General features: G+C 69.6%; 7 protein-coding genes. All 7 read right to left on the reverse strand.

Going from position 1 to position 11,214, the window contains the following annotated elements; translation table 11 throughout:
• Positions 1 to 54: 54 nt before the first annotated feature.
• The 7 genes from ACZ34W_RS30390 to ACZ34W_RS30420 all read right to left on the reverse strand — a co-directional run bounded on the left by ACZ34W_RS30390 (position 55) and on the right by ACZ34W_RS30420 (position 11,184).
• Positions 55 to 2,763, reverse strand: a complete 2,709-nt coding sequence (locus ACZ34W_RS30390; RefSeq protein WP_465608659.1) for an RICIN domain-containing protein — start codon at positions 2,761 to 2,763, stop codon at positions 55 to 57.
• A 31-nt stretch (positions 2,764 to 2,794) separates the two neighbouring features.
• Positions 2,795 to 5,155, reverse strand: a complete 2,361-nt coding sequence (locus tag ACZ34W_RS30395; protein ID WP_465608661.1) for a glycoside hydrolase family 97 catalytic domain-containing protein — start codon at positions 5,153 to 5,155, stop codon at positions 2,795 to 2,797.
• Positions 5,156 to 6,471: 1,316 nt separating this feature from the next.
• Positions 6,472 to 7,110, reverse strand: coding sequence for a LutC/YkgG family protein (locus ACZ34W_RS30400; RefSeq protein WP_465608663.1), 639 nt, complete (start codon positions 7,108 to 7,110; stop codon positions 6,472 to 6,474).
• Entirely contained in the window at positions 7,107 to 8,528 is a 1,422-nt protein-coding gene (locus tag ACZ34W_RS30405) for a LutB/LldF family L-lactate oxidation iron-sulfur protein (RefSeq protein ID WP_465608665.1), read from the reverse strand. Before ACZ34W_RS30405 ends, ACZ34W_RS30400 begins: the two co-directional genes overlap by 4 nt.
• Entirely contained in the window at positions 8,525 to 9,286 is a 762-nt protein-coding gene (locus tag ACZ34W_RS30410) for a (Fe-S)-binding protein (protein WP_465608667.1), read from the reverse strand. The genes ACZ34W_RS30405 and ACZ34W_RS30410 overlap by 4 nt, the downstream gene beginning before the upstream one ends.
• A gap of 201 nt (positions 9,287 to 9,487) precedes the next feature.
• Complete coding sequence (locus ACZ34W_RS30415) at positions 9,488 to 10,195, reverse strand: GntR family transcriptional regulator (RefSeq protein WP_465608669.1); 708 nt, start codon at positions 10,193 to 10,195, stop codon at positions 9,488 to 9,490.
• A 137-nt stretch (positions 10,196 to 10,332) separates the two neighbouring features.
• Positions 10,333 to 11,184 (reverse strand): fumarylacetoacetate hydrolase family protein, encoded by an 852-nt coding sequence (locus tag ACZ34W_RS30420; RefSeq protein WP_465608671.1) that lies wholly within the window; start codon positions 11,182 to 11,184, stop codon positions 10,333 to 10,335.
• Positions 11,185 to 11,214 lie beyond the last annotated feature (30 nt).

Below are 11,214 nucleotides of genomic sequence, written 5' to 3' on the forward strand. Positions count from 1 at the left end.
GCGTTCCGTAGCGCTGACGGAACGCCTCACTGATCGTGCTACCTGCGGGTCGTCCTACCGGATCGGCTGGACGGTGAAGCGCGTACTGGCGCTGCTGCCACAGGTGTACTGGTTGAGGACGGCTCCGTTCGCGGTGCTGCCGCCGTTCACGCTGAGGCACTTGCCCGAATGCGCGGCAACGAGCTCCTGGTACCCGTTCTGGTCAGTACGGACGGTCCAGAGGAAGTGCGGCTGGGTGAAGCATGTCCACTGAACCACGGGCGCCAGATCGGCTGTTTGCGCACCCGAGACGGCGAGGCACTGCCCGGTGGCGAGGTTCCTGATCTGGACGGTGCCCCCGGTTTGCGGGATGAGCGACCACTGCTGGGAGGTGCTCTCGTCGTCGGTCCGCTGTGTGGCCTGGGCGGCGGTTCCGTCGACCCCGACGTCCTTGCCGCTGTGCCGCGCGACGATCGTGACCTTGGACTGCGAGGCGCTGCCGCAGTCGGGGGTGAAGGTGCATCCGGTCAGCCACTGGGCCTGACCCGACTCGTACGCGCCTTCATCGGGTGCGCTGCCCGCGTAGCCGTCGGTGATGCCCGGGACGGGGGTGCCGGCGTCGATCGCCACCGATCCCGGGGCCAGGGTGAAGTCCTTCGATCCGAAGGCGGTGTATCCGGGGTTCGGTGTGTTCACGGCCGGGTTCAGGCTGTACGTCGTCGCGAGGTTGTGCGACTCGTCGGGTGTCCCGCCCGGGATGTAGTTGTACGTCTGGTTCGCGGGCTTGGTGCCGTCGAGGATGTTGTTGTGGACGGTGGTGTTCGCCACCTGCGCGGCCGTGGCGAAGTAGTTCCCGATGGTCCCCTTCCCAGAGCTGATGATCGTATTGTTTGTGTACGTCCCCGTGAGATAGGGCAGATTAGCCCCGGAATGCCAGCCGCCCTGCGACACTCCGGAGGCGCCCGTTGTGGTGGTTCCGAGACCCCAGATGACGTTGTGGTCGACGTTGACGTCGATGGTGCCGTTGTCGAAGTGCAGCCCGTTCCCGATGTGCTGCGGATCGTGGATCGTGTTGTGGTCGATCCGTCCGCGCAGCGACGTGTCGCAGCAGGAGTACACGGCTCCGAGGTCGTGGCTGACCTTGGCGTAGTCGGACATGTCGTTGTAGGCGATACGCAGGTCGTACCCGGAGTTGGGGAAGGCGTTGGTGCTCATGTTGATGACGTCGCGGCCGGTGGAGCGCAACGTGTTCTGGACGATCGCGGCCTGGGCGCCGACCTCGACGGTGACCGCGGCCGCGTACGAGCCGTTGTAGGCGACATCCGTGATGAGGTTGTCGCGCACCACGTGGCCGGAGCCCTTGAGCGACACGCCGGCTCCGCCGGAGAACTGGATGCGGCTGTCGGTCAGCGCGTTGTTCGTGCCGTGCAGCTGGATTCCGCTGTCCGCGCGGTGGTTGCCTTCGTACACACCGGCGTAGGGGAGGTCTGCGTGGTACTGGGTCGATTGCCATTCGGACACGTACCTGGCGTCCAGCCCGGTCAGCGTGATGTCGGAGCTGGAGTCGTCGGTGCGGATCGTCGTGCCGAAGAGCTTGATGCCCTTGACCGCGATGGAGGAACGCCCGGCGAGGTCGAAGCCGTAGTTGCGCTTCTTGGCCGTGACGCCGCTCGGCGCCTGTCCGTTCGCGGCCCACATGAACAGCTGCCGGCTGCTCGGGTCGTAGAACCACTGGTTGGGCGCCTTCAGAAACTCCTTCTTGCCGACGAGGCGGAACTTGGTCGATCCTCCGCCGATCATGACCGGCTTGTCGGTGTTGCGGACCGACAGCCGCAGCGTCTTGTTCGTGCCGTCGAGGTCGCCGGAGGAGACGGTCCCGGTCGACGTGACCCAGAAACCCGCGAGCTGGACCGTGGCGCCCGCCAGGTCGCCGAGGGCGGGGAACCCCGGGTAGGTCAGCGTCCCGGTGCCGTAGGACGTGCACGGGGCCAGCGTGCACGTGCCGCCGCTGGTCAGACTCTGGGACCACCCCGACGAGATGTACCCCTGATCCCACACCCCGGGGCCGGACGCGGCGGGATAGGCCGCCTCCGGAATCGCCGCGCCTCCCGTGAACACCTGGTTCGCCCACAGGTCGGTATTGGCCGGATCGATCGTGCTGCTGTACAGCTGGCTCGCCGTCCCGGCCAGAGTGACGGATGCCTTGTAGATACTGCCGGAATCGAGTGTCCACCCGGACACCGTGTCCGTGCCGTCCACGGTCACCTGGGCACCGGGTGCGGCCTCGAACCTGATCTTCGCCGTGCTCGTGCCGGAGCGGGGAGGGGTGACGGTCTCGCGGTACACGCCGGAAGCGATACGGCACGTATCGCCGGGCATCGCGAGGTCGGCGCAGTGCTGGATCGTCCGCAGCGGCGCCTGAGCTGTCCCCGCCGCCGAGTCACTGCCGCTCGGCGCCACGAAGTACACGGCGGCGGCGGCAACGGCGGGAGGTGCGGTGAAGGACAAGGACGCCTGCACCAGCAATGCGGCCACTGCCGCAGCCGCCACCCTTCTGAAGGAGAGGGAAGGTTTGGCCATGATCGACTCCAATGTCGTCGGCTTGTGCGCCGGGTTGTCGCCGCGAGGAGCGGCTATGCCGGGAGGCGCGGCCATTCTCGGAAGCCGGACGTTCCGCCCCGGAGGCGACGGTTCTCCCACCCTGGGACATGCCGTTTGCCGACGCGACGAAGGTGCGGCGTGATGGTGGCCGAGGTGGGGGCGGCTTGTTCGTTGTCCGCCCACCCCCTACCTGCTCGCCGGTCGGTCTGGAGGGTCAGGAGATGGTGAAGGTCTGGCGGATGCCGCTGGGGTCGTAGGGGCGTTGCTCGAACTGGTCGCCGGTCGCGGTTGCGGCGGTGAGGTAGAGGTTGCTGAAGCGGTTGGCGATGCGGACCTTGCCGTTGCCGGCGTCCTCCAGGAGCCACTCGTCGTTGGTGTTGGTGCCGGGGGCGTAGGTGTACTGGATGATCTTTCCGCCGGCCTTGCGGGATGCGCCGAGCACGACCACGTCCTTCCCGCTGTTCTGGTTGACGATCCGCGTGTAGCCGTCGCCCAGTGACCTGAACTCGAAGCTCTGACTCGGGGAGCCCTGGCCCGGCTGGCGCACGATCGGGGCATCGTTGACGGTGCTGGCACCGCTCACGCCGAGGACGTCGCCGCTGCCGGCGATCGACAGCCGGTGGGAGCCGGCAGGCGTGGTGGCGACACGGGTCAGCTTGACGGCGTGACCGCCGTTCGCGACGGCCGGGATGCTCAACGCCTGCCCGGCCTGGATGACCTGACTGGTGCGGACGAGCCCACCGGCGCCGTCGTCATTGGTGATCTCGGCGAGCCAGGTGCCACCGCCGAGGAACGACGTCGGGTAGCCGATCGTCCTCGCGTCGCCGCGGTTGAGCGCCCCGACGTACCACCGCGCACCGCTGCGCCGGGCGATGACCGCGCCGATGGCCGGATCACCGGAGACATACCTCGTCTCGTCCCACACCGTCGGTAGATTTCGCAGCCAGCGCTGCGCCTCGGGACGCGCCTGGTTCTCGGCGATCCAGCCGCCTGGCAGCGTGATGCCGCTGTCCAGCAGGACGCCGAGGGCGAGCTCCGCGGCGTCGCTGTCCGGGTTCCTCTGCTGGAATCCCATGGGTGAGTAGTCGGTCGGGCCGACCGCGCCACGGGTGAACGGCAGTGCCGCCACGGTCTCGACGGTCCGGGAGCCGTATCCTCGGCCGTATTCCTCGCCCTTGACGGCCTCGCTGGTCATGACCTGCGGCCAGGTCCGGTGCACACCGACCGGCAGTCGGGAGCCGTGGAAGTCGACCATGAGGTGGTAGCGGGCGGTGTCTGCCAGGGCGGCGTCGTACCACTGCTGCCTCACCTGTGTCTCGGCGCCGATGAAGTCCAACTTCACGCCCGCGACGCCCCAGCCGGTGATCTTGGTGAACTCGGCGTCACGTTGGGCCTGCGTCTCCAGGTCCTTCGAGTTGAACCACAGCATGATCTTCACGCCGCGGTCGCGGCCGTAGGCGATGAGCTCGGGAATGATCGAGGGATTGTCCTTCCATCCGTCGTCGACCATCATGTAGGGCCAGCCCTGCGAGGAGGCGTAGTCGACCCATGTCTTGAGCTTGTCCAGGTTTGCCTGGCCCGGCCTGCCTTCGCCGAACCACGCCCACGCGGAGATGCCCGGCTTGATCCACGAGGTGTCGGCGACCTGTGACGGCGGCGCCACGTCGTCACCCAGGGTCGACTCGACGACCGTCGCGGTGCTGCCTATCTCGGCGACACGCCACGGCGTCGTGATGGCGGAGTCGGTGACGACCTGGGGGTCGGCCAGCGCGACCGTGAACCGCCCGGTGCCCGAGGTGTGGGTGAACCGGCCGCCCGAGTAGCCGCCGTTCACACCGGACTCCGCGAGCAACACCCGGGTGCCGTTGGTGAGCTGGGCGAACATGTCCATCCCGTACTCGCCGGTCGGTACGGCCGATACCGGGGACGTGCCGATCTCGTTCTCGTGGGCGCTGTTGTACGTGCCGAGCTCGTGGGTGAGTTGGGCGTCGGGCGGGAGTTCGAACGACGTGGTCTCGTGCAGGACCGTCGCGGCCGACGGCAGTTCGTAGCGCACCGCCACGCCGTCGGGGGAGGTGCGTACGAGGACGGTGATCCGCGCGGTGCCCTTGCCGAACACGAGTCTGGTCTCGGTGGCCGAGCGTGTCCGGTGCAGGGACTTTCCGACCGTGGTGGTGTAGGTGTCGGTGACGGGGGTGTCGGTGCGGCTGACGAACACCAGGCCGGTGCTGAAGTCGACCTGGCTGGTGACCAGCCCGATCGGTGCGGGAATCAGGGCCTGCTTGCAGTTCCAGGTCGCGCCGAGCGTGGGGGTTCCGTTGGTGTCCAGGGCCACGGTGGCGCGCACTCCGGCGCAGCCGGACGCCGAGGCGCCTGGCTGGACCGAGGTCCAGCTGCCCGGCACGGCGGCGTCCGCCGGCAGGGCGGGCAGGGCGAACGAGGTGGCGGACAGCACCACGGTCGCCGCGACAGTGCGCCGCGTTCTCCGCTGCCGTCTGTTGGCGGGCGGGAGGGACCTGACCGGGGTGGGCGCCGCAGGCGTCCGGCGGGTCCACGGCATGAAGAAGTCCTGCATGCGGATCTCCGAGGGTGGGGGTGTGAGCGCGACGACGGGGACGCCCGCGTGCCGTACGGGCCACGGAGCGGCGGGTCGATGGGGATGACTGGTGGGGCTGGTCGGTGGGCGGGAGGGCTGTGGGCCCTGACCGGCGGGGGATGACCGGCCGAGGCTGTTCAGGAGGGGTACCCGGTGGTTCCGTCTGGCGTTGGGTCAAGCCCGTCGTCAGGTGACCCGGGACGGCCCGATGGACAGTCATGGGTACGGCCGCACGGATGCCAACAGGTCCGGTGGAGTGACCTGCCGACCGTGGTCCTGCCCTGGCGCGGTCGGTCTCTACGGCGCGGGCTTCCGCGAACGGTGACCGGGTGCCAGCGGGAGCGCGAAAGCACACCTCGGACCGGTTGACAGCCTGGGCACTTGACGAAATCAACCAGAACTGAACATGCTCGAACGCGATGGGTATATATCACTCCTGCTACAACACCAGCGTCAAGAGGGTGGAAGGGTCGGGTTCTTCCTTGTGGCCTCGGGGGCTCCCCACACCGGACGAGCGGGTGTCCCCGGTGGGGGGCCAGCCCGAGGTGCAGGGGTTCCGACAGGCCTGAACGGTACGCCGCTGAACAGGGAGCCAGTCGGAACGGACGAGCCCTGACCGCATGTCATGACCGCCCCGGGCACTCGGTCCCAGGGGTGTCCGTGGTCCTGCCGGTGCCGCAGGACGGCGCCGGGAAGACTCCGGTCCACCCGAAGCGTCGCCGCACCCGGGCAGTGCCGAAGGCCGCAATCCGACCACCGCCCGCCCCGTCGCCGCAGTCCTTCCCGCGGTTGACCCGGTCCTGTCGTCGCTGATCGTCGTCGCGATTCCGGCTGGTGGTTGACGGTGCGACAGGACGCCCGGGTTGACGGGTGCCGGGAGGGCTCGGACCGGTCGCCGCCGCCGTGCGTCAGTACGACGCCGCCGGGGCGTGGTTCGCGTTGGACGTTCGCGATGCCGGCGGCGGCAGCGACCTGTTCGTCGTCGGGGGTGAAGCCGGCCGGGGGCGCGGCACCAGGGGACCCGGGTGTCCGGCCGCGGGCCCGGACGATGATGTCCTTGGCGGGTCCGATTTCCTGGACCTGCTGATCGTGGGTGTGTGCGGCGAACGGCTGGAGGTGGTGGAAGGTATGGTCGCGCGGTACGAACCGGCGCGTTCTGGCCCGCCTCGGCCCTGCGAGTTGTTGCTCCGGACGGACGTCGCTACGTGTGTCGCCTCGGGCCGGTGAGGAGGCCGAACGCCGGGAGGGCCGACGCGTTCGGCTCTGGGGGCCGGGGTTGGGGCACCACGACGCGGCTATCCGGCTTGGCCGGTGATGACCACCTCCAGCGTGCGGGGGCCGTGGACTCCTTCGACGCGGTGGAGTTCGATGTCGCTGGTGGCGGAGGGGCCGGAGATCCAGGTGAGCGGCCGGGTCGGGGTCAGTAGGGGCAGGGCCTGGGGGAGGGAGGCGACGATCTGGTGGGTGTTGATGACGCAGATGTGGTGGTCGGGGATGAGGGTGAGGGTCCGGTGGCCCTGTCCGGGGCCGCCGTCCAGGACGATGGTGCCGGTTTCGGCGATGGCGAGTGCGCATCCGGTGATCACGGTGTCGATCCGCTCCAGGAGTGCCGGTGTCCGTCCGGGGGTGTCGCTGTCGCCCAGGATGGTCGGGGGAACGCGGGACAGCCATGCCTGGGGGAGTCCGGTGGCGGTCAGGGCGGTGCGTGTTCCGCGTCGTTCGAGGAGGTCGGCGAGGATCTGGGGAAGGTCGGTGGTGGGGCACCGGTGCACGATCGCCCGGTACTCGGTGAGGTTCTCCGCGAGGAGGTCGACGATCGTGTCCGGGTCGTCGCCGGTGTGGCTGACGGCGTAGGCGCGGGTGAGCGGGGCCGGTTCGGGTGCGTCGGCGACGGCGGCGCGGATGCGGGCCAGGATCGTGTCGCGGGTGTTCATGCGCGGTTCCTCTTCCACCAGGTGCGGAACGGTTCGGCGGGGACGGGGGGGAGGTCGCGGGTGTCCGTCCACGCCCGGGCGGGGCCGCCCGGGCGTCGGGGGTGTGCCTTGCGGGTGCCGGAGGCGAGGCGCAGGGCGGCGGTCAGGGCCGCCGGGTGGTCGAGCAGCCAGGTGGCGGCCTTGACCGTCGCTCGTTCGGCGGTGTGTCCGCCGGCCTGTTCGACGACCCGCTCGCGCAGGTGTACCAGGACCTCGGGGATGTCGATGGCGACCGGGCACACCTCGTAGCAGGCGCCGCACAGGGTGGAGGCGAAGGGGAGGGAGGCGTCGATGTCGCTGGTGACGCCGCGAAGTTGGGGGCTGAGGATGGCGCCGATGGGTCCGGGGTAGACGGAGCCGTAGGCGTGTCCCCCGGCCCGTTCGTAGACGGGGCACACGTTCAGACAGGCGGAGCAGCGGATGCAGCGCAGGGCCTGGCGGCCGATGTCGTCGGCGAGGGTGGCGGTGCGGCCGTTGTCGAGCAGTACCAGGTGGAAGGCGCGGGGGCCGTCTCCGTCGGTGGTGCCCGTCCACATGGAGGTGTAGGGGTTCATGCGTTCGGCGGTGGAGGATCGCGGCAGAAGTTGGAGGAACACCTCCAGGTCCTGCCAGCGTGGGAGGACCTTCTCGATGCCGACGACGGAGATCAGTGTCTCGGGGAGGGTCAGGCACATGCGGCCGTTGCCCTCGGATTCGACGACGACCAGGGTGCCGGTCTCGGCGATCATGAAGTTGGCGCCGGAGACGGCGACTTTCGCCCGCAGGAACTTCTCCCGCAGGTGCAGCCGGGCGGCCTCCGCGAGCTCGGCCGGGTTGTCGGAGAGACCCTCGGGGGCGGGGCGGCCCCAGCGCGTCATCTTCTCGGTGAAGATGTCGCGGATCTCGCCGCGGTTGCGGTGGATCGCCGGCACCAGGATGTGGGAGGGCCGGTCGTCGGCGAGCTGGACGATGAGTTCGGCGAGGTCGGTCTCGTAGGCGCGGATCCCGCGGGCGGACAGGGCTTCGTTGAGGCCGATCTCCTGGGTGGCCATCGACTTGACCTTGACCACCTCGCTCTCGCCGGTCGCCTCGACGAGGTCCGCGACGATGCGGTTCGCCTCCTCGGCGTCGGCGGCCCAGTGCACGGTGCCACCTGTCGCGGTGACCTTCTCCTCCAGTTGCAGCAGGTAGGTGTCCAGGTGGTACAGGGTGTGGTCCTTGATGCGTTTGCCGGCCTCCCGCAGCTGTGGCCAGTCCTCCAGTTCGTTCACGGCGGCGGCCCGCTTCTCGCGGATGGTGTGCGTGGCGTGGCGCAGGTTGCGTCGCAGGCGCTCGTCGCGGGTGGAGTGCTTCGCGGCTTCGGGAAAGGACGGCATGCCCAGATAGGTCTCGCCGCTCATCGGGGGCTCCAGGGGTCGTCGACGGTGCTGGCGAGGATCTCCGCGAGGTGGATCGGGCGCAGGGGTGCCTCCTGGCGGCGCAGCATTCCGTCCAGGTGCATGAGGCAGGAGTTGTCCGCGCCGCACAGGAAGTCGGCGCCGGTGGACAACGCGTTGGTGATCTTGTCCTGTCCCATCGCGGTCGAGACGTCGGCGTTCTTCACGGCGAAGGTGCCGCCGAAGCCGCAGCACTCCTCGGCCCCGGGCAGCTCGGCGAGCCTCAGCTCCTTCACCTGTTCGAGGAGCCGGCGCGGTCGTTCCCCGAGGCCCAGCGTGCGCAGTCCGTGGCAGGAGGGGTGGTAGGTGACGGTGCGGGGGAAGTGGGCGCCGACGTCGACCACGCCGAGGACGTCGGTGAGGAACTCGGTCAGCTCGTAGGTACGTGCTGCCAGGGAGCGCGCGCCCGCCTCCAGGCCGCTGCCGCGTCCTTCGGCGGATGCCTTGGCGGCGATGCGTGGGTAGTTGTCGCGGACCATCGCGGCGCAGGAGCCGGAGGGGGTGACGACGTGCTCGGCGTCGTCGAAGGCGTCGATCATGCGTTTGAGCAGGGGCTCGGTGGCGGTGCGGTAGCCGGTGTTGAACTGTGGCTGGCCGCAGCAGGTCTGCGCGGACGGGAACGTCACCCCGACCCCGAGGCGCTCGAGCAGCTTGACGGTCGCGATGGCGGTGGACGGGTACAGGGCGTCGTTGACGCAGGTGACGAACAGCGCGGCACGCATGGCTTTCTCCTTTCGGCGCGTGGGGCGTGAGTCCCCACCCGGGCGCGGCTGTTGTGCCTTACGGAGGTATCGGAAGCGGGCCGGGGCGGGGAAGCGGGCGGCTGCCCGCGTGCGCGAGGCCGTTCCCGGTCCTGCGGGGCGGGCTCACGTGCTGGTCGCCGGCGGGGCTCCTGACCGCCGCGGGTTGTGCCTCGACCGGGATCAGGGCCGCGCGTCGTCTCTGAGCTGACGTTGAAGGCTGAGGGTCAGGTGGTCCGTCATGGCTTCAGCCGCGCGATCGGGCTTTCCCCGCAGGATGGCCCGTATGATGCGTTCGTGTTCCTCCAGCGTCGGGTCCTCCGCGATCCTGACGCTGGTGAGGCGGAAGATGTGCAGGTGCGTGTGGAGGCGCTCCACCGCGTCGGCGAGCAGGGGCCGGTGTGAGGCCAGGGCGATCGCGTCGTGGAATCGCTGGTCCAGGGCGGCGAATCCGTGGTAGTCGGCGTACCGCCCGGTCGGTCCGGGGTGCGCCCGCATCTCCTCCACGATCCCTTCGAGGGAGTCGAGTTGTTCCTCGGTCGCGTGGTCCGCCGCCAGCGCCGCCGCCCTGGGCTCCAGCAGCAGACGCATCTCGAAGAGTTCCTCGAGCCCTTGGCGGGTCAGCAGTTCGGTCGCGCGGTAGCCGGACAGGGACCGCTTGACCACCAGGCCGTCCGCTTCCAGCCGGGCCAGGGCTTCACGCACCGGGGTCGGTGACACGCCGAGGCTGCGGGACAGGGCTTCGATGCCGACACGGGCGCCGGGGGCGATCTCATGGTCCATGACCATGGCCTTGATCTTTTCGTAGACGCTGTCGGAGAGGACCTGCCGCGCCGGGGGCTTCGGCTCCGGGTCAGGTGCCCCGGCCGCGGAACTGGCGTGCGGGGGCATGCGTTCTCCTGCGATCCGGGGATTGTCGGTGTCTCCGCAGTTTAGCGAGATCACGGCGGTGGGCGGGGCCACTATCGCTACGGAGGGGACCTGAGGGCTGCTGGGCCGGTCCGGGCGGGGGTCGTCCAACATGATGATCAGCCCTGTCCGAAGGTCTGCCGCTGTGATCCGAGTCCGTCGATCTCGAGTGCCACGGTGTCTCCCGCGCGGAGGTAGGGCGTGCCGGGGAGGCCCAGCGCGACCCCTGCGGGGGTGCCGGTGTTCACCACGTCGCCGGGTTCCAGCACCATGTACTGGCTGAGGTACCAGACGATGTGGTCCACGCCGAAGATCATGTTGTCGGTGTTGCCGTTCTGCCGTCGCACGCCGTTGACGCTCAGCCGCAGGCCCAGATTCTGGGGGTCGGTGATCTCGTCGCCGGTCACCAGCCACGGCCCGAGCGGGTTGAACGTCTCGCAGGACTTGCCGAGGTCCCACTGCGGGGAGAGTTCGAGCTGGTACGCGCGTTCCGAGACGTCGTTGCTGATCGCGTAGCCCGCGATGTGGCCGCGAGCTTCGGCGGGGCTGTCCAGGTACCGTGCCCGCGCGCCGATGACGACGGCCAGCTCCACCTCCCAGTCGGTCTTCTGCGATCCGCGCGGGACGAGGACGGTGTCGTACGGGCCGACGACGGTGTCGGCGGCCTTCATGAAGACGACGGGGCGCTCGGGCGGCGCGGCTCCCGTCTCCTCGGCGTGGTCGCGGTAGTTCAGTCCGATGCAGACGACCTTGCCCGGGCGGGCGATCGGCGCGCCGACACGCAGGCCGTCACCGTCCAGGAGCGGTAGCGCACCGGCGGCCAGCGCCCGCGTGGTGCGGGCGATCCCGGCCGAGGCCAGGAACGCACCGTCGATGTCACCGGTCAGCGGGGTGAGGTCGTACAGCCGGCCGTCGCCCGCGAGGACCGCCGGACGTTCGCTGCCGGCGGGGCCGAGGCGCATGAGCTTCATGGGTGTCCCCCTGGGGATGGTCGGCGGTCC

It is taken from the genome of Kitasatospora sp. NPDC022856, from assembly GCF_055561235.1.

Excerpts from the sequence above, each read along its gene's own strand:
- ACZ34W_RS30395 (WP_465608661.1), bottom strand. The coding sequence starts at position 5,155 with ATGCAGGACTTCTTCATGCCGTGGACCCGCCGGACGCCTGCGGCGCCC.
- ACZ34W_RS30400 (WP_465608663.1), bottom strand. The coding sequence starts at position 7,110 with ATGAACACCCGCGACACGATCCTGGCCCGCATCCGCGCCGCCGTCGCC.
- ACZ34W_RS30405 (WP_465608665.1), bottom strand. The coding sequence starts at position 8,528 with ATGAGCGGCGAGACCTATCTGGGCATGCCGTCCTTTCCCGAAGCCGCG.
- ACZ34W_RS30410 (WP_465608667.1), bottom strand. The coding sequence starts at position 9,286 with ATGCGTGCCGCGCTGTTCGTCACCTGCGTCAACGACGCCCTGTACCCG.
- ACZ34W_RS30415 (WP_465608669.1), bottom strand. The coding sequence starts at position 10,195 with ATGCCCCCGCACGCCAGTTCCGCGGCCGGGGCACCTGACCCGGAGCCG.
- ACZ34W_RS30420 (WP_465608671.1), bottom strand. The coding sequence starts at position 11,184 with ATGAAGCTCATGCGCCTCGGCCCCGCCGGCAGCGAACGTCCGGCGGTC.